This window comes from Psychrobacter sp. APC 3426 (genome assembly GCF_030408035.1).
In the GTDB taxonomy this organism is placed as follows: domain Bacteria; phylum Pseudomonadota; class Gammaproteobacteria; order Pseudomonadales; family Moraxellaceae; genus Psychrobacter.
Map to the genome: position 1 here is coordinate 89117 of NZ_JASDCF010000001.1, position 19283 is coordinate 108399.

Below are 19283 nucleotides of genomic sequence, written 5' to 3' on the forward strand. Positions count from 1 at the left end.
ACGACTTAATGAGGGTTTGGTTAAACACTCAGTATTAACGTGCAATCCAGGTTTGGGTATCAATCACTTCGCCATACATAAACTCAATGGCTGCCATAATAGTGGCATGAACCTGCGCTGCGGGTACGGTCGTTCCATTAAATTCAAGATCAAGCGTGGCACAAGCATCATGAATCGTGGTCGTGGTATAACCAAAGTCCACTGCCGCGCGAACGGTTGCATCAATACACATGTGGCTCATGGCGCCAATTACGGTCACCTCTTTAATGCCTTCTTTATCTAACAGCTCTTTCAGAGTCGTCTCACGGAATGAATTGGCATAATGCTTCACAACGACGACTTCACCCTCTATCGGTTTTACCTTCTCATGGATCTCTACACCATCGGTATTAGGCGTAAATATCGGCGCATCAATAGAGGGCATTTCATGGCGGATATGAATGACGGTATGGCCTTTTTCTCTAGCAGACGCAATAACCAAAGCTGCATTATCAGCGGCTTCATTGATACCTACGAGTGATAATTTACCTTGCGGAAAATACTCATTTTGAATATCTACAACGATAAGTGCTTTTGTGCTCATGATGATTCCTTTTTTTATCAAAGTGACTGTATAGGCGTATATTTTACAAGCTCTATGCTACACTAACGAGTGGCTACATCGACACATAAGAGGTTAATAACGACATATGAATCAAAAATATGCTATTGAAATCGGCTTAATTGTCTATGAGAAAGCACAAATGGCGGCCATCCTTGGGCTGACTGATTTACTGATGGTGGCCAGTAAAATCGCTGCCGAACGTCAAGATACAACCGATCTGCCTTTACAGGTCAGTCACTGGGAGATTACGGGTTCTGAGCAGCAGCCTACCTGCACTTTTTCGAGCAATCCCGATAGTGTAGGAAAATTAAAAGCCGTCATCATTCCACCCACGTTAGAGGCGCCTACTGCAAAGCAAGCAGCAGCACCTTGGCTTGAATGGCTAAAAGAGCATCATTCAGGAGGTGTGATAATGTCATCTGTTTGCGCCGGTGCTTTTTTGTTGGGCGAAACAGGACTACTATCTAAGCGCAAGGCGACTACGCATTGGGGTTATGCAGAGGATTTTAAGCAGCGCTTTTCTGATGTGGATCTTGATGTGGATCGCATTATTATCGAAGACGGCGATATTGTGACCGCTGGTGGCGCGATGGCTTGGACAGATTTAGGACTTAGAATGGTAGATCGCTTTCTTGGCTCACAAGTGATGAATGAGACCGCTCGTGCATTGTTAATTGACCCCTCAAGGCGTGAACAATGCTATTACAGTGCGTTCTCACCCAACCTCACCCATGGTGACGCGGCCATACTAAAGGTGCAGCATTGGCTACAAAAAACAGAGGCACAGGATATTGATTTATCTACCCTAGCTAATTGTGCACAGTTAGAGGAGCGTACTTTTCTGCGCCGTTTCCATAAGGCGACGGGCATGACATCAACGGAATACTGTCAGCGATTACGCATCGGAGAGGCAAAAGATTTTCTACAGTTCTCTTTAACGCCTGTTGAGCAAATTGCGTGGAAGGTGGGTTATAGTGATGTCAGTGCGTTTCGTAAGATATTTAAGCGCATTGTTGGTTTGACCCCTAGCGAATATCGGCGCAGATTCAATACAAATAAAGCGTGATAGGTTTAGGCGTTTTTTATTTTAAAGGTATACCCCAAGGAAACCAGTTATTTTACCTTTCAAACCTATTAACAGACTACTTAAAGCAGACTGTTAGCATGGAACCCTCTATAACAGACTTTTGAATTATAAGACTGGCTGCTGTGCTTTTTTCCTATCATTAGCCTATACCTAAAACATAAAACTTCTAAACGATAACTTAGCTATCATTAGACTTGTTTCTAAAATTAAATGATAGTAATATCTTGCTATTATCAATGAACATTAATTATTAAGTCTAAGTAATAGAGGTCGCGTTATGACCGTTCGTATTTATGTGAGAGCCAGCACTAAGGATCAAGACGCTAAGAGAGCCTTGTCTGACTTGCTTAGCTTTAGCCAAAGCTATGATGATAACCATGTTGAGTACGTAGAGCATTTCAGTGGTACTAAGCTTGATAGACCAGCACTCACTCTGTTACTCAATGACGCTGAAGAAGGCGATATTCTGTTGGTTGAAAGCGTGGATAGATTAAGCAGATTATCTCAAGATGATTTTGCGATTCTAAAGCAGCGTATCAAAGACAAGGGGTTACGATTAGTGGTGGCTGATTTGCCAACCACGCATACGGTTAGCGAAGGTATGACAGGCGACATTCTAAGAGTAATTAACGATATGCTGATCGATTTATTAGCGACGATGGCAAAGCTTGATAACGACAAGCGTAGAGAGCGTATCAAGCAGGGATTGGCTAACAGTGGCTATAAGCCCACTGGTAAGAAGCCTAATACAACGAAACACAATCGTATCAGAGAATTAGACAGTCAAAAAAACATGACAAAAGAGGAGATCGCTAAGGCAGTTGGTGTTGGGGTGGCTACGGTTTATCGAGTATTAAAGCAAGGATGATAGCTGAGGTATTTTAATTGTTTATTTGCTTTTTATAGACATAATGCGAGCAGATATATAATGATTAGGGTGTGTATAGAATTCAAATCAGGGGCAACCAGATAAAGACACAAGCGAGCATTACCGCCGCTGCATAGCTATCTTTGAGCTTATCATATCGCGTGGCAATGCCCCTAAAATGTTTCAATCTAGCAAAAGCGTTTTCTACCAAATGACGGCAACGATACAAATACCAATCTAGTGTGTCGTTACAGCTTTTAGAGTTCGACTTAACAGGTATGACTGACTGAGCACAGTGCGTGAAGATACACTCTCTAATATCGCTACTATCGTAGCCCCTGTCTGCAATCACCGCTTTAGTCTGGTTATTAATCGTGCTAAATATCAACGCCTTTGCCATCTTAGAGTCATGTACTTGCCCACCTGACAGCTCAACATGTATAGGGTTGCCACAAGCATCGACCACTAAGTGCAGTTTGCTGCTATTACCTGCAACGCTTTTACCAATGGCCTCATCAAGATGACTGGCTGCGCCTGTACTATGCTGATGAGCTTTGACCACGCTACCGTCTATAAATAACCATTCACTATCATAGTTTGCTGTGATTATTTTCATGAGCTTTTGCCATTTACCGGTTTTACGCCAGTAACGGTATTGATGATATATGCTAGACCAATGACCGAAATAAGAAGGTAAGTCTCGCCATGGACAGCCTACTCTTATGCGGTACAGCATGCCTTCAACGGTACGTCTTAGATTGGGCTTGTTATATATGTTAATTTGTCGCAATATAATAAATAGCTTGTGCCAAAGTTCATCGCTGAGCTTGGTGCGAGTCATAAGTGATGCCTTATTTCTTTGTTGTGGTAAACAGTAGAGTAAGGCGTTGCTTATTTTTTTCAATGGTTCCTCAATTCTATACAGCCCCTAATCTTATAGGTTTTAATTATACATTCTGATTCGAAAAAATTGCCTCCGATATAGTAGGGGCGGTTCAAAGTCTTGCACCAGTGCAATACGCTGCTGCTCATTGAGTTCATTCGGTAACGCCACCTCAAACTCTCTTGCTACCGTACTGTTTTTGCGTTTTTCGGCTCTCTCTACCTCATTCCAAAGCTGCTGACGGTCAGTTGCCCAACTGGGGGCATTGGGTGGTAAAAATATCTCACTATGTATCACATCACGTTTTTTTGAATAGTCATGGTCACGCCTTTCGTGGTCGCAATGAATTTTTGCACCGGCACGATAAGCCACAGCAGCAGTAGCAGATTGCCCTTTGCTGCGTGAAAATGTTTTGACGGATAAGTGATAGATCGCCATCTACTAAACGTAACTTTTTTGAAAATCTCGAACCACTTCCATTCTTTTAACCAGTTCGGTAGTTTGTGATTTACAGTTTTTATAATGCTCTTGTTTATCAGGGTTGTTCTCTTTGATTTCTCTTTGCTCAGTAGCTTGCTCAGTAAGAATAATAGCCTCTATCAAAGCATCGAACTCTTCATCAGAAAAGTCATTAAAGAAATGTGTGTCAGGTGATTCTACTTTTGCTCTCAAAGCAAGAAATGAAACGTTATAAGCACCTTTTTCTTTGTTGCTATTCTCACTATTAGCATGGTAGTTCTGTGCAGCTAACATCAATCCATTTGTCATTAGACTACGATGGTATTCTGTAAAATCTAAGACATCGCCGTCTGTATATTCGTAAATAGGGTGCATCAAATAGTCCTTATTTTTGATAGGTTTGGGGGGTACAGGGGGCTTTGCCCCTTGTCGCACTTGCAAGAGGTCTATTGTGCTTAAAAACGTTTGTGTTCACCTAAATCTAAGTTAGCCAAACTTACTTTGAGGTCATTTAACAACTCATCAGTTGGTATCTCCATACTAAAAGACGATGTTTCATAGAGAGACCTATATGGAGACCATCCCGAATTCTGTGTAACTGCCCTTTAGATTAAATGCTTACTGATACGATCATCAAACATAATCATAAAGCGATTTAAAGCAGACGTCCAGTTACGGATTGGTATCGACCACTTTTTAGAGGCCTGCTGGGTTGCCAGATATACTACCTTGAATGCTGCCTGATCAGAGGGAAACACCTTACGCTTATTCACCGCCGTACGAATCACACTGTTTAGCGACTCGATAGCATTGGTGGTATAAATCGCTTTTCTGATGTCTTTAGGATAACCAAAGAACACCGTTAAGCCCTCCCAGTTATTGCGCCAAGACTTGATGACATGCGGGTACTCTTTACCCCATACTTCATCAAAGTGCTCAAGGTTGGCCTCTGCCATCTCAAGCGTATCAGCACCGTAGATGGCCTTTAAATCAGCTGCTACGGCCTTCTTGTCCGTCCAAGGTACGAACTTCATCGAATAGCGCACCATATGCACGATACACAGCTGAACCTGAGCGTTAGGGTAGACCGTATTAATGGCATCAGGGAAGCCTTTTAGGCCGTCTACACAGGCAATAAGAATATCTTGAACCCCGCGGTTTTGTAGCTCAGTGAGAACACCAAGCCAGAATTTAGCGCCCTCGTTCTCTGATAGCCACATGCCAAGCAGCTCTTTTTTACCATCAAGAGCAACGCCTAAGGCCAGATAGATAGCTTTGTTGATGATCTGCTTGTCCTGACGAACAGCGAGATTAAACGCATCTGGCAGGACAGTAAATGCCGTTACGGTGTTCGTAAAGTCTGGCAGCAGATGAAGGCAGATGGTATTCATGTGGCTCGTTGTACGGTAGAGCGTTTAATGAAGCAGTATGGTATGCAAGGCATCTGGCGCGGTAAGGGCAAGATCACCACCAATAGCCGTGATGACCAAAAATGCGCTGATGACCTGATTAATCGTAATTTTAATGCCCATCGTCCTAATCAGCTATGGGTAGCTGACTTCACCTATATAAAAACAACTAGCGGCTGGGTATATACCGCTTTTATTATTGACGTGTTTGCCCGTAGCATTGTCGGTTGGAAAGTATCTAATCGCATGAACACGGATATAGTTATGGCTGCGCTAAATCAGGCGATAGCAGACAGGAACAACCCTAAGGATGTCATTCATCACAGTGATCGAGGGGTTCAGTACTTATCCATTCGCTATACTGACAAAATGTGTGACTCTGGTATCATCGCTTCTGTCGGCACGACTGGTGATTCATACGATAATGCACTGGCTGAAACGGTCAATGGACTCTATAAATCTGAGGTAATTGACTATTTAAAGGAGAACTGGACTGGTATCAATGATGTTGAACTGGCAACCCTTGAATGGGTGGACTGGTTTAATAAAATACGACTGCATAGCACGATTGGTTATGTGTCACCCTTTGAGTTTGAAAAGCGGTATTACGATAATTTAACCCTGTCAGGCATTGAGCTATGCTGAAGAAACCGTAGAAATAAACTTGGTAAGCTAACGACTTGATGAGGAGTTTACCATGACCAAGAAAACCAGAACTTATAGCACAGAATTTAAAGCAGAAGCCGTTAAGAAGATAGCAGACAATAATGGCAACATTTCAGCTACCGCAAAGCAGCTTGGCATAGCGATGCAAACGTTATCTAACTGGCAGAACAAAGCCAATCAAGGCAAGCTTTTAGGAACTGAGCAGTATGTCCCTGAGCTTATGGCAGCTATTCAGGAGATAAAGCAACTCAAGCGGCAGCTTAAAGTGGCTGAAGAGGAACGAGAGATACTAAAAAAGGCCACGGCGTACTTCGCGAAGCACAGTTGATGAAGTACGTCTTTATCAAAGACAACCAGCACCTTTTTAGTATTACCTGCATGTGTCGTGTATTAAACGTAAAACCATCAAGCTACTACGACTGGATAAATCGTGAGATTAGTGAACAGCAGATACACCGTAACTACTGTGAGCTATTAGTTAAAGCGGCTCACAGTGAAACTAAAGAACGTTATGGTGTTGATCGACTACATGCCTACCTAAGTGCGCAAGGGTATGCTATCAGCCAATATATGATTAGAAGCGTTAAAGAAGAGCATGGCATCAAATGCCGTCGTCACAAACGTTTTAAAGTCACTACCAACTCCAATCATAACAAGCTTGTTTATCCAAACATGCTGGAGCAGCAGTTCGATGCTAAGTGCCCCAATGAGTCTTGGGTCAGTGACATCACTTATATCTGGACTGCTGAGGGTTGGCTATACCTAGCAGGTGTTAAAGATCTCTACACCAAAGAGCTGGTTGGCTACGCTATCAATAAGCGCATGACCGCCGATTTAGTCTGTCATGCATTGAATATGGCAATTAAGAATAAACGACCCAGCCAAGGACTGATTGTGCATTCTGACAGAGGCAGCCAGTATTGCAGTCATGCCTATCACAAAATCATCAAGCAGCATCATTTTAAAGGCTCAATGAGTGGTAAAGGTAATTGCTTTGACAATGCGCCAATAGAGAGTTTCTTGGGCATATTGAAGAATGAGCTTGTATACCATCAGGACTATAAAACAAGGTTTACAGCGACCAATGAGATCACACAATATATCGAGCTGTATTACAACCAAACTAGGATTCAAAAGGGTTTAGGCTATCGATCGCCAAGGCAGGTGTGGTTTGACTTTTACCGTCAGGCTGCGTAACTAAAATCTCCCAAGTTTAACTGTACGGATTTGACGGCAGGGGTCAACCGCTCGAAGGGTTGGCTTTTCAGACATGAGAGATAAAGTAGAAACCGTTACCTATCCCTCTTGGCAGCAAACATATCCAAAAGTATGTCAAGAATATAGCAACGGCGCGACATTTGTATTACCTCAATCACGACAAATTGCCCATAAACACATACCTATGTCTAATGACAGCCCTATGGCAGCAACCGTTGATACATTTTTAAGAGAGTTTGGACGGCAAAGTGTTTAGTGCTATGTACTGAAGAGTGAATGGACTATGCCGAAAATGATGGCTTAAGCTCAACTGTGCAGCATCCAAACAAACTAGCACCATTTAAATAATGTTCCGGCGTAAATAGAGGAGTCAGTTTAGAGAATACTTAATAATTCAATCACCTGTCGGTAAGATAAGCTCAGCTTTTGGCGTTCCCATACGTTTGGATGCGCCGCCTGCCAAAATCACAATGCCTGCTAAGCGATTGAATCTGTTTACTTCGATTAAGCTATTCCCAACTTCAACCATGAATTACTCATGACCCGGGTTGGTACGCATAAAATGTGGCACAAAATTACACGGACGTGTACGGCTATCGAGCTGCTCTTGTAAGATACCTTCCCAAGCAGTGCGGCAAGCACCTGATGAGCCGGGTAAGCAAAAAATGCCTGTACCATTTGCCATACCAGCGACGGCGCGAGATTGAATCGTCGACATGCCGATATCGTCTTTTGAAATTAAGCGGAACATCTCACCAAAACCATCAACTGACTTATCAAATAATACGCCAACTGCTTCTGGCATGCTGTCACGGATATAAAAACCCGTACCGCCCGTGGTGATAACTGCGTGCACATCAGGGTCAGCAATCCAGCCACTGATGACGGCTCTGATTTTATAAATGTCATCAATGATCAACTGACGATCCGCCAGTTGGTGCCCTGCTGCGGTCAGTTGGTCGACCAAATACTGCCCTGAGGTATCTTCTGCAAGAGTACGACTGTCAGAAACCGTTAAGATGGCAATATTAAGCGGGGTAAAGGGTGCTTGCAGTTTACTCATGAATAATCCTTAATAACTATGCTTGTTATAAAAAATGAAAAATTTGATTATTAATATATGGTTGATTCTATCCGCCAATCATCGACAAATTATTCATCATGCCGCTGTTAGACTCATGAAGGTGATGATGCTCAGGTTTGATTGGCATAAAGCTATGTAGGGTGTTCACAAGCCCTGCAACATCGTCTTGCTCTAGGTGCTGACGAATATCGTAGTTACCTTGGTCAAATAAACACAGATGTACCTTACCTTGACTGCTGACCCGCAAACGATTGCAGCTATCACAAAAATGAGCAGCGTAAGGGGCAATCATACCGATACGACCTTTATAATCTGGATGGCTATATTCTATCGCTGGACCATCGTTGCTGCCACGTACATGGGTTTGCCAGCCATTTTTTAATAAATAATTGGTAATAATGTCTGACTGTGCATGCTGCGCAAAAAATAAGTCGCTGTTGTCACTGGTCTGCATAAATTCAATAAATCTATAGGTAACGGCTCTGTCTTTGATATATTCAATAGCATTCATCAGATTTTCAAAGGCGGTCTCTGCCATTAATATACTGTTTATCTTTAGCTTAATGTCTGTGGTCGCAAGTAAAGTATCCATATCCGCTAAGAGCTGCGGCAACATATCAAAACCGGTCATCTTATGGAAAGTCGCCGCATTAAAGCTGTCCATACTGATATTGAGTTGATTCAGTCCAGCCGTATGCCAAGCTGCTAAATGCTTACCAAGTTTATAACCATTACTGGTCATGGCAACGGTTTCAATGCCTTTGGTGTTTTTGACGGTTTTAATAATTTCTACCACATCACGGCGTATTGAGGGTTCACCGCCTGTAATCCTGACTTTTTTGGTGCCAACTTCGGCAAATCCGCGGATTAACGTAGCAATTTCAGTGACACTCAGCTCATTTTGCGGAGGCTTGCCTTGATAGCCATCTGGCAGGCAGTACTCGCAGCGGAAATTACAGAAGTCGGTAATGGATAGACGCAAGTAAGTCAGACGTCGTGCAAAACCATCTGTCAGTGGTTGATGGCTAGTATTAATAGGAAGGGACGAATCAAGGGGCAGATTATCAACAGTGGCATCGATGATAGAAAGTTTTTTACCGTCATGGATAACAGATATTGCCACAGGTGAATACAGTTGTGCATTCCCTATTGTGGGGGCGTGATAGGACATAATGTATTACCGTTAGTTTTGAATATGTTGTGGACTTTTAAGCGTTGCCTCAGGTTATGAATCAATATTTTTTATTATTTAAAACTTGTTATGATGAATAGTCATTGTAACAAACTAACGTTAGATAGCTAGTAACCCTACAAGTCTTATATCTAACACTAAAACAGTTGATATTAAGACTTATAGGGATAAGCAGCGGAAAGTTGATTTAACTGCTTTCTCTAGTTGACTGCGTTACTAGTTTCATATTTGACAAGCTATACTATAGACAAGGAAGAGAAGGAAAGTTATGACCAAGGAAATAACTGCACCTCTACCTTTTCCCCTGCTACGACATTGCCGGATTCTTGGGCTAGCACAATCAAACTATTAGCATTACTGAGCTGTTTAATACGATGAGACTGCTGGTTGGCAAAACTGATCACTTGTAAGTTACCATTATCATCCTGCGACAAGACACCGCGTTGAAAATCTTTGCGACCTACTGACTTCTTAATATTACCTTGTAGAGTTGCTCGCACCTTTAAGGTCATCGGTAAATCATTAGTGCGTACGCCTGATAGACGCCATAGCGCCGGAATAACTAACTGTAAAGTGCCAACCACAGTAGATAAAGGATTACCCGGTAAGCCAAAATATAATACGGGCTTATCAAGGTCTTTACTTAACTCACCAAACACAAAAGGCTTGCCTGGTTTCATGGCTACTTTATAGTGGTTTATTTGCCCTAATTTTTCAATGACGGTGGTTAAAAAATCATAGTCGCCTACTGAAACCCCAGCGGTAGAAATCAGCACATCGCAGTCATGCATGGCTTCAGTAACGGCAGCAGTCGTCCTATCCAAATCATCAGGGATAATGCCATAGTCATGAATAATCACTGGCAAGCCAGACAACATACTTTTAAGTGTTGGCGTATTAGAATTATAAATCTGTGCCAAGTTATTGATTGGCTCACCTAAAGCAACCAACTCATCACCAGTAGCCAATAGCCCAACGACTAAGGGTTTATAGATGTCGACTTTATCAACGCCCAAATTGGCAAGCAAGCTAATATCAGCAGGGTTCAAACGTTTACCTGCAGTTAATACCACCTCACCTGATTCAATCTCTTCACCTTGTTTGCGAATATGCTCATCGACTACAACGGTTTGAGATAAGGTGATTGCATAGGTCTTTGATTTATCAAGTGACTCTCTAATATCTAAAAAATTGGTGTTTTCTTGCATGATGACCGTATCACAGCTGTCAGGAACTACCGCACCGGTAAAGATACGTATACCTTGTCCAACTTGTAGATTGCCAGTGAACGGTTTACCTGCTTGCGACTCACCTATAATATCGATAGTTCCATTTTTGCTAAGGTCACTACCAGCAGCAACACTGTAGCCATCCATCGCTGATAGGTTATTTCTGGGAATCGTAAAAGGCGATACTATCTCTTGCGCAAGTATGTGATTTTGACTGTCTAGCAGGGCACACGTTTGCGTTGCTCTTTTTACTATAGGAAAGTCATCTTGATTATAGCTTTGAATACGCTGGGTTATAGACTGCTGAAGTTGTTCAAGGGTAATCATTGGCTTTATACTCACTTATACTTAATGCTATACAAAATTAGGGGTGGTGTTCTAAAAAGTATGCTGGCGATAAAAGTCAATGAGAAATCTATGCTAGGTTTTCTGATTCTATAGGGCTTTCAAGGCTTCAAAAATTGTTCAAAAACTAATCAGCATACTTTTTGATACACCACCCAAAATTAATGTTACGCAGGTTAAGACTGTCACGTATTTATTTAAGACACCCATTATGGGCAAACTAGCCAATCACTAACTCACTATGCTCTCTAATGCCGCTCTGTCTTCTATAACAAACTGCTCTACCAAAGCAGCAAGTGCAGGATAAATATCTGTTTTCACGTTAATCTTTTGACAATATGCAGTGAACTGCGGTAGCCAATTGAGTAAAGCACTATCAAGAAAATCGATTTGTTCTTGTGCCGTGTTGAGCATATCAAGCTGCTGCTCAATAGTTTTATTAATCCATAAGCTCATAACGATAAAATAGACACTTAAATGGTCATTTGGCTCACGAAACTCAGGATGTAGGCTTAATTGCTGGCTATCAAGAAAACGCATCATATGAGCAGCAGGTTTGCCATAAAGATGTTTATCGCTGCTCAGATAATAAGAAGCGTAAGGCGGTGCACTATCATCACCACTGAGTAAGAATATCTGCGCAAAATCTGCGGCAAGCTCAATGGCACGATGCTCTTTAGGGAATTGCTGCAAGTTATCAATGGCGGCTTTGACGCGATTGCTATATTGCTCAAGTCCGAGACTAACAAATACCTTGTGAATACTATCGTAAGCTTTATTCTGTTGCCACTCATCTAAGGTCGCTGAGGTAAGCTCACGCGCGAAAATATCTGCAAACCAACGATAAAGTGCAGAACGTGCCGGATTAGCAGCTTGCCATTCTTCAATGATATTCATTTTATCTTCAGTTATGTTCATTTTATATCCAACTTAAAATATTTTTAGGTGTTATTAGCGGCTGCTTTTATTAATTAACACATTTATTAAATAGCAGTTTTATTTTTATAAGATAGTGGCATTGAGTACCACATTAGAACAGATCGTCTATATAAATAAATGCCTTTGTAAATCACACATGCTATTTACATCGCATACGGCTTACAAAGGCACTTTTTATCACTTACTATTCCAAACTAAACTAACCCATTTGGGATAATGCAGCAATACTACCATCTGGATTGACATACTTTGGACCACCGAAAGCAGTCACTGCTGGTGCTTTACCAACAAATTTCTCCATCTCGACGATACAAGTATTGGCACTAGGCGCTTGTGCAAGACTTGAGGTACCGATATCAATGGTTAACGTATTAGGGTCACCATAGGTATCTAGCGCACCGATTTCAGGGCCAGTAGGTCCATACCATGCACCCTCTTGTATACGAATGATACCAGGTGGGAAGTTATCAGAAATTACCGCACCTGCCAACAACTGACCGCGATCATTAAAAACGCGCACAATGTCACCATCTTTGATACCACGAGCTTTTGCATCTTCAGGTCCCATATAGCAAGGTTCACGACCTTGCACCGTATAGGTTGCACGACGCTCTTCAGACTCACAGGTTTGTGAATGTAGACGGGTATCTGGGTGCACTGATTGTAGCCATAGTGGATGCTTATCTGAACCAGGACCACCGTGTGAGCGCTCGATTTTCTCCATCCAAGTAGGATGGCCTTTGCAGTCATCATAACCATAACTGGCAATTTTTCGGCTACTTATCTCAATAAAACCTGATGGTGTACCAAGTGCATTGACTTCAGGATCTTCAAGGAAATCAGCATGTCTTGTCCAGTTTTCACCCTCTGGGAATAGCACGTAGCCTTTTTTCCAAAATTCAGCAAATTCCGGCATAAAAAACTCTTTTTTCAAGTTATCAGCACGGCACTCTTCGTAGATTTGCTCAATCCACTGCATCTCATTCATATTACGGCTGTATTCGATTTCACGATTCATGCGCTTAGTTAATTCATACCAAATATCAAAGTCTGATTTAGAATGATAAAGCGGGTCAATCAGCTTGTGCATGGCAATAACGCCACGATTACTATAGGTGCCGTAAGCATCAATATCATTACGCTCATAAGGCGTACATGCGGGCAGTACAATGTCAGCAAAACGACAGGTAGCCGTCCAGTTATAGTCGACCGCAACGACTGTCTCAACTTTGCGGTACGCCTCCTTCATTCGATTGCGCTGCTGATGGCGATGCCATTGGTTACAGCCTGAAAAAATACCCATTTTATAAGGCGGAAGGGTAACTTTGTGACCATTAAAATCAATCACTTTACCCGGCTCAAGTAAGCAATCGATAGCACGCGCGACTGGTATGACAGAGCTATACCCATTAAAGTCTTCGTTATCGTGCTTAGGCTTACGGCCCGTATCAAGGTTTAGTGGGAACGCACCAGGCATAGAAGCACCTGAAGCTGGTACACCCGATGAGCTATAGTGATGCGAATAACTAATGCCCCCACCCGGCTGACCAAACTGACCAAGCATAGCAGCGATAATCGCTCCCATCCAATAAGGTTGCTCACCATGTTGTTGACGCTGAATCGCCCATCCGAAAATAAGCTGGGTACGGTTCTTTGCCATTTTGCGGGTAAGCTCACGGATACGGTCCGCTTTGATACCACAAATCTTTTCTGCCCACTCTGGGGTTCTCTCAATTTTATCTTCAGTTTTCCCCATCACATAAGGAATAAACTCTTCGAAGCCGAGAGTATAGACATCAATGAATTTTTTATCATAAAGCTTTTCGGTATATAGCGTATGCGCAATAGCCAGCATAAACGCCACATCAGTATGCGGGTTAACATATTGATGATCACACTCTAGATAGTTCTGAGTTTTACTTTTGACCGGGTCAATACAGATAACCTCAATCTCTTTATTTCTAACTTTAGTACGTAACTTTTCTAAGTACTCATAAGATTCATGAGTTTCTGTATTCCAGCCAACTTGTAAGTTTTTGACTGGGTCATTCGCCCACATAACGATGACTTTTGAATTTTCTAAAATCAGCGGCCATGATGTACCTTGTGAATACACCTCAGTCGAACCTAACACGTAAGGCATAATAACTTGACCGGCACCCGTTGAATAATCCCCTGCTGTACCTACGCTACGGCCGTGCATCGCCACAGCGCGTAGCATATGGTTACCACAACTGTGGATCTGTCCTACTGACCGCCAGCCGACGTTAGCCGTATGCAACGCCCAAGGACCATAGTCCTTTTGAATACGCTCAAGCTCTTCATAGACCATGTCTAAAGCAGCATCCCAACCGACGCGTACGAAACGGTTATCACCGCGCTGTGTAGTATCACTTTTATGACGGTTTTTATACCAGTCAACCCGAACCATAGGATAACGTACCCGTGATGGGCTATAAATAATCCCAGGTACCCCCTGCAAAATATCGGTCGGGAACTGATCAAACTCAAAGGGCTGCACTTCAACGAGTTTGTCACCCTGAACATTGGCACGGAAAGCACCCCAATGAGCACCGGACATTTTCCAGCCACTCAAATCAGGCTTTTTCCCAGTCTTACCAGTAACGATACTGTTATCGGCAAGTAGTGACGTCGGTAACAAGGCGGTACCCGTTAAAGCAGCTAGTGACTTGAGAAAGCGTCTGCGATTGATGTTTTTCATAATATGTCTCTCTAATTGTTTTCTCTAGTTACGGTCTAGCACCTTGGAACGTATTTTCAGGCGAACCACTACCTTGAGGGTTCTTTCTAAAGTCTGATGAGTGCAGTTGTAGATATTTTAAGACCATAGCTGCACTATCATTGTCTAAGTTAGTAAACCCTACCATTCCACTAAATAGGCCTGGCCATTGGTTGGCATCGTGTCCACTTGGATCTGGTTGACGGTGGCAAGTACTACAGCTATCACTATACGTCTGGCTAGCAATGTCCCAAGCTGGCTCGATACTCTCCATGAGGCCTCCTTCGGCAACCCAGAACTGAGCCTTCACTTTTTGCCATTCAAGACCAGTGAGTGGATCTTCTTTCAGCTCGCCTTTTGTAATTAAACTCTCATCACTAGCTAAGTCTTTTTCGATAATGGCATCAGGAATATTTAGACCAAAGTTGGTATACCATACGCGACCAAAGCCTTTGTTTTTGCGCCACATATCCAGCTCAATTTGTACTCCACCATCTTTGTGCGCCAATACTTTAACGGGTGCAGCAATTTCTATACTACCTGCTTTAGTCTTTCTATCATCTGAGGTATATAAATCTTGCGGTACAATGTTGTAATAGTTTTGACCATCTTTAATTTTGGTACTTCTTGCTTCAGACAATAGCGAATCAAATGCTGGATTGTGCATACCTTCAGTATTTGGTAACTCGTGCGCAATCCCTTTGTGACAATCAAGACAGCTGGCATCACGTTCAGCCGCACTACGCATAATCATTTGTGAGGTGACACGCATTTTATCAAAATCCATGCTGTCGTAATCATGGCAAGTGCGACACTCTTTAGAATCGTTAGCTTTGAAGCGGCCCCACTCACGTTGTGCTAATACCACACGATGATCAAGAAATTTTTCTCGCGTACCAATGTCACCCATTAGTTGTGACAGTACTTCACGTGAGGCTTGCATTTTACGCGCAACTTTAGCCGTAAAGTCATGGGGTACGTGACAATCTGAACACTCTGCCCTAACGCCAGTACGGTTTTTAAAATGCACAGTTTTCTTGAGCTCGGGTAACATGTTATCACCCATAGTATGACAAGAAGTACAGAACTCTTCGGTGTTGGTTGCTTGCATGCCAGCATTAAACCCTGCCCAGAACCAAACTCCGCCCGCAAAGCCTATGATGACGAGAAGACCCAATCCGATTTTTGCAGAAGGTTTAAAAAGAAGACGACGCAGCCAGTTAAATAGGCTTTTGATTGCATTCATGATTGCTTTCATGATGATTCCTTACTGTATTTCATAGCCATTTAGATTTCATATAATTTGGGCGGTTATTTGTCCACTTTTTGCGTGAAAATAATAGAGATTAGCGATTGGACAATATTAGTTACTGACGGGACGCTAGTTAATAGACTTAAGAAGGGGGTCCCCAGAACAGCATTTGACCGAACCAAATGATGAAACCGTAAGCGCAAAGGAATAAAAGGGCTATAAATGGCAAGGCAACAAAAGCCATGATTAGAGCACTGAGCCACTCGCGTCTAACTGGTTGCTGTTGGGTTTGTAATGGTTGTTCAGGTTGCATAGGTCACCTCTAAATATATTCACGCTGGCTAACAAGTAGTAAAACAGTAATATTCAAAGCAGTTTTCATAAGAATTATAAGACTAAACCAGCCATTATTTTTATTTTAAAATGGGTGATAAGTTGTTTTTATAGGTGTACTGTGTATTAATTTTTAACCTAGCTATTGCTTGATATAGATAAACTAAAACTGAAAGTTGTTTATATCCTCACTAAAGATAATGATAACATAAAAATCCTATTTTTAGTAAGGAATAAGCTTAGTTCAGCCTAAAACTGTAGAACAAATTCTTAATTTCAATAAGCCTTTTAATATAAGAGCAAATCAGGTGTTATAAGGCATACCAAGCTTTATTATTTCCTGAATTTTCATACTATCTTACATACAGAAAAGCCCCGAGATTGTCGGGGCTTTCAAAGATTAAAAAATTTCTAATTAACAATAGCAGTTAGCTTTAGAACTTAAGGTACTTGCTGATTGATTTCAATATTTACTTGTTGCTGGTCACTTTTTAGCAAAACTGGATTAGAGGATAAATCACCAGATGCGGAAATAGCATTACCAGAATGGCTAATGCGCGCAGTCACAACCAGCTGCTCACCTGATGCGCGAGCAGGTTGTAAAGTTCTATCAGCCATCATCGCGTCTAGATTACTTAGGCTTAAACTGATATTGCCTTGCTTTAAATTGCTAATCGGTATTCGTTTTGCCGCATAGGGCGGCCCACCTGCAGCGGCGCGAATAGCGACAAACAACACATCATCAGCGGTTATCAAAGGTAGTAACTTAGCATTTACAGTGACAGATACATCGACACCTTCAGCAGCTTGCGCTTGTTGCCTGACAATATTGGCTGTTAACTCGTCCAAGCCAGTAAGCGCATGCATGTCATCGCCTGGATTTTGTTCCATACGCTGACGCATTTTAGCTATCCAGCCTTGTGCCTGCTCATAGTTACCTGCTTTCGCCTCGCCCCTTGCCATCAACATCTGTGCTGCCTCGTTCTCAGGATCGCCTTTCAAGATGTCCTCCAAGACTCGGCGGGTCTCGACATCAAGACTACCGCCATTTGCTAAAAAGCTTAACTGCGCATACTCTGCCGCAATATTTTTATCATCAGGGGACAGCCTATAAGCTCTCGACAGGGCTTCTAAAGCGGATTCAGGCTCTTCAAAAGATAAAAATATTTCCGACAATACCATCCAGCGGTAAGAATCATCAGCATTACGATGGACATTGGTCTGAATGGTCGTGAACAGCCCTGCACCATCTTCAAAAGCCCACTCTGGTAGTACTTCAATCTTGCCGGAAAGCAGCTCCTCTGATACTTCACCCACCCTATCCTGCGCACGCCATAAGTCAAACACATCACTACGATCGCTGAAAAGCACATAAGCACATATCGCCAATACTGGCACACAGACTATCAGTGCCAACTGACCTTTGAGACTAGGCAATTGCATAGGTGTTGCGATTTGTTCAGCATCTAATAACTGGCGCTCAAGTTCTGTTTTTTGGTCTATATATTGAACATCATCTATAGTACCTATTGCCTTATCAGCAGCGAGCTCACGCAATCTGGACTTATACACATCGATATTTAGATCAATGAGCCGATTGTCTACAGGATCAGGCGCCTCTCTACTTGAGCGCAACCACGGTACGATGACTATCAATGCGGCTAATAGAGCAACTAATAGGCTAAAAATAATAAATATGACAAGAGTAGAAAACACAGTCATAAGGAATCTCCTTTATCGCGTGTTTGCCCATTAGGTTTGGGTTTCGTCGTTTTAAGATTAGAGGGCTTAGTCTCAGTTAGGTTAGCTTCGTCTATCGTTGCCTCTGTCGTTGTCTTACCTGATTCTTCCCGACTTGCTAACAGCCTATCTAACGCTGCTTGCTCTTTAACTGTTAGTGAACTACTTATATCTGTATTCGGCATAATAGGGCGTTTACTAGGAGCTTTATTAGGAGCTTTACCACGAGTATGATTGCGCCAAAACCAGCCGCCCAGTATTAAGATTAATAACAGGGGTGGAAAGAACCAAAGTATCCATGTAGATGGACGTACTGGTGGACTATAACTAATAAAATCGCCATACCGCTCTTGCATATACTGACGAATCTCAGCGTCCGAGCGACCATCTTTTACCATATCATAAGTTTTTTGCTTTAAATCCTGGGCGATAGGTGCATCAGAACCTGCCAGATTTTGATTTTGGCATTTCGGGCAACGAAACTCATCAATTAGGCCGCGGTACTGCGCTTCTTGCCGTTTTGAATCAAAGTCGTAAACTTCGATAGCCGCATGACTCAGGTTTGTCGCTCCTATTAATAAGGTAAAAAGCACAAAAACTGGGATTAACACTAGTCTGTAAAATAATGAGGTGTTAGCGTTCATTGGCAAACCTCTTCAACTTGGGTAGATGCTATTTTTTCACCAGTAGCCTCTTGTTGTAGAAGTTTTAAACAAGGGTTAATCCGACTTTGCCAATTTTCTTCGTTTACTTCACCAACGATATGCTGACGAATAATGCCCTTGCTATCGACAACGAAAGTCTCAGGGGCACCAGTCAAACCTAAATCCAAGGCGAACTGACCAGAATAGTCTTGCACAGACATCAAATACGGATCGCCAAGCTCATTAAGGTAATTAAGCGCATCACCAATCTCGTCTTTATAGTTCACACCGACCGTATGGACACCACGCTTCTTTAATTCTAAAAAGAAAGGATGTTCATACACACAAGTCGGACACCATGAACCCCAAATATTGATTAAATAAGGAGATGTTGGCATTTGTGAGTCTGTCACCATGAGACTGGTATCAGACAATAGTGGCAACTCAAAAGTTGGTACTGGACGTTCGAGTGCTGTATTGGTCACGATTTCCGTCGGTTTACCCAGTCTAAAAAAAAGCATAATAATGAAACCAATAAACACGATAAGCGGAATCAAAAACCACAGTTTAAGTTGTTTACTTTCCATAACC

The 19283-nt window shown here is 42.3% G+C and carries 18 protein-coding genes and 2 pseudogenes; 4 read left to right on the forward strand and 16 right to left on the reverse strand.

The features are described 5' to 3' along the window. Positions 1 to 34: 34 nt before the first annotated feature. A complete protein-coding gene (locus tag QL919_RS00390; RefSeq protein ID WP_138019556.1) occupies positions 35 to 583 on the reverse strand; it encodes a cysteine hydrolase family protein in 549 nt (182 codons plus the stop codon). Positions 584 to 689: 106 nt separating this feature from the next. On the opposite strand from QL919_RS00390, the gene QL919_RS00395 reads away from it, so the two are divergent. Beyond that, positions 690 to 1670 (forward strand): GlxA family transcriptional regulator, encoded by a 981-nt coding sequence (locus QL919_RS00395; RefSeq protein ID WP_011959998.1) that lies wholly within the window; start codon positions 690 to 692, stop codon positions 1668 to 1670. A 298-nt stretch (positions 1671 to 1968) separates the two neighbouring features. Next, entirely contained in the window at positions 1969 to 2559 is a 591-nt protein-coding gene (locus QL919_RS00400) for a recombinase family protein (protein ID WP_290187677.1), read from the forward strand. 82 nt (positions 2560 to 2641) lie between these two features. Here QL919_RS00400 and QL919_RS00405 read toward each other — a convergent pair whose 3' ends face one another. The 4 genes and pseudogenes from QL919_RS00405 to QL919_RS00420 all read right to left on the reverse strand — a co-directional run. Further along, positions 2642 to 3400, reverse strand: a complete 759-nt coding sequence (locus QL919_RS00405) for an IS5 family transposase (protein ID WP_290187678.1) — start codon at positions 3398 to 3400, stop codon at positions 2642 to 2644. Positions 3401 to 3502: 102 nt separating this feature from the next. Beyond that, a complete protein-coding gene (locus QL919_RS00410; RefSeq protein ID WP_290187679.1) occupies positions 3503 to 3880 on the reverse strand; it encodes a MobA/MobL family protein in 378 nt (125 codons plus the stop codon). Between the two features lie 3 nt (positions 3881 to 3883). Continuing rightward, positions 3884 to 4276: a hypothetical protein gene (locus tag QL919_RS00415; RefSeq protein WP_290187680.1), complete on the reverse strand. Its 393-nt coding sequence runs from the start codon at positions 4274 to 4276 to the stop codon at positions 3884 to 3886. 230 nt (positions 4277 to 4506) lie between these two features. Next, a pseudogene (locus QL919_RS00420) lies at positions 4507 to 5205 on the reverse strand (IS256 family transposase); the annotation flags it as partial. Here QL919_RS00420 and QL919_RS00425 point away from each other — a divergent pair. Then, positions 5203 to 5955 (forward strand): annotated as a pseudogene (locus tag QL919_RS00425) (IS3 family transposase); the annotation flags it as partial. The pseudogenes QL919_RS00420 and QL919_RS00425 sit on opposite strands and share 3 nt — an antisense overlap. A gap of 52 nt (positions 5956 to 6007) precedes the next feature. Beyond that, positions 6008 to 7173, forward strand: a protein-coding gene (locus QL919_RS00430; RefSeq protein ID WP_290187681.1) for an IS3 family transposase whose coding sequence is annotated in 2 segments (ribosomal slippage) — positions 6008 to 6266 and positions 6266 to 7173 — 1167 coding nt in all. Because the reading frame shifts where the segments join, the coding sequence is not laid out codon by codon here. A 415-nt stretch (positions 7174 to 7588) separates the two neighbouring features. Here the strand turns inward: QL919_RS00430 and QL919_RS00435 are convergent. The 11 genes from QL919_RS00435 to QL919_RS00485 form a co-directional block, all read right to left on the reverse strand. Continuing rightward, positions 7589 to 7723: a hypothetical protein gene (locus QL919_RS00435; RefSeq protein WP_265088221.1), complete on the reverse strand. Its 135-nt coding sequence runs from the start codon at positions 7721 to 7723 to the stop codon at positions 7589 to 7591. Positions 7724 to 7726: 3 nt separating this feature from the next. Further along, positions 7727 to 8257, reverse strand: coding sequence for a molybdenum cofactor biosynthesis protein B (gene moaB, locus QL919_RS00440; RefSeq protein WP_201632423.1), 531 nt, complete (start codon positions 8255 to 8257; stop codon positions 7727 to 7729). Between the two features lie 67 nt (positions 8258 to 8324). Continuing rightward, positions 8325 to 9449 carry a GTP 3',8-cyclase MoaA gene (gene moaA / locus QL919_RS00445; protein WP_201632426.1) on the reverse strand — a complete coding sequence of 375 codons (1125 nt, stop codon included), beginning with the start codon at positions 9447 to 9449 and terminating at the stop codon, positions 8325 to 8327. Between the two features lie 287 nt (positions 9450 to 9736). Continuing rightward, positions 9737 to 11026 (reverse strand): gephyrin-like molybdotransferase Glp, encoded by a 1290-nt coding sequence (gene glp, locus QL919_RS00450; protein WP_201632490.1) that lies wholly within the window; start codon positions 11024 to 11026, stop codon positions 9737 to 9739. 249 nt (positions 11027 to 11275) lie between these two features. Next, positions 11276 to 11962, reverse strand: a complete 687-nt coding sequence (gene torD, locus QL919_RS00455; protein ID WP_227688917.1) for a molecular chaperone TorD — start codon at positions 11960 to 11962, stop codon at positions 11276 to 11278. A 220-nt stretch (positions 11963 to 12182) separates the two neighbouring features. Then, positions 12183 to 14705 carry a trimethylamine-N-oxide reductase TorA gene (gene torA / locus QL919_RS00460; protein ID WP_290187682.1) on the reverse strand — a complete coding sequence of 841 codons (2523 nt, stop codon included), beginning with the start codon at positions 14703 to 14705 and terminating at the stop codon, positions 12183 to 12185. Positions 14706 to 14733: 28 nt separating this feature from the next. Beyond that, positions 14734 to 15981, reverse strand: a complete 1248-nt coding sequence (gene torC / locus QL919_RS00465; protein ID WP_238048934.1) for a pentaheme c-type cytochrome TorC — start codon at positions 15979 to 15981, stop codon at positions 14734 to 14736. A 136-nt stretch (positions 15982 to 16117) separates the two neighbouring features. Then, on the reverse strand, positions 16118 to 16288 hold the full coding sequence (locus QL919_RS00470; protein ID WP_201541825.1) for a hypothetical protein: 171 nt from the start codon (positions 16286 to 16288) through the stop codon (positions 16118 to 16120). Positions 16289 to 16749: 461 nt separating this feature from the next. Beyond that, complete coding sequence (ccmI, locus tag QL919_RS00475; protein WP_201541823.1) at positions 16750 to 18030, reverse strand: c-type cytochrome biogenesis protein CcmI; 1281 nt, start codon at positions 18028 to 18030, stop codon at positions 16750 to 16752. Beyond that, positions 18027 to 18692, reverse strand: coding sequence for a cytochrome c-type biogenesis protein (locus QL919_RS00480; RefSeq protein WP_201547021.1), 666 nt, complete (start codon positions 18690 to 18692; stop codon positions 18027 to 18029). The genes ccmI and QL919_RS00480 overlap by 4 nt, the downstream gene beginning before the upstream one ends. Continuing rightward, positions 18689 to 19279, reverse strand: a complete 591-nt coding sequence (locus tag QL919_RS00485; protein ID WP_089553938.1) for a DsbE family thiol:disulfide interchange protein — start codon at positions 19277 to 19279, stop codon at positions 18689 to 18691. Before QL919_RS00485 ends, QL919_RS00480 begins: the two co-directional genes overlap by 4 nt. Between the last annotated feature and the right edge of the window lie 4 nt (positions 19280 to 19283).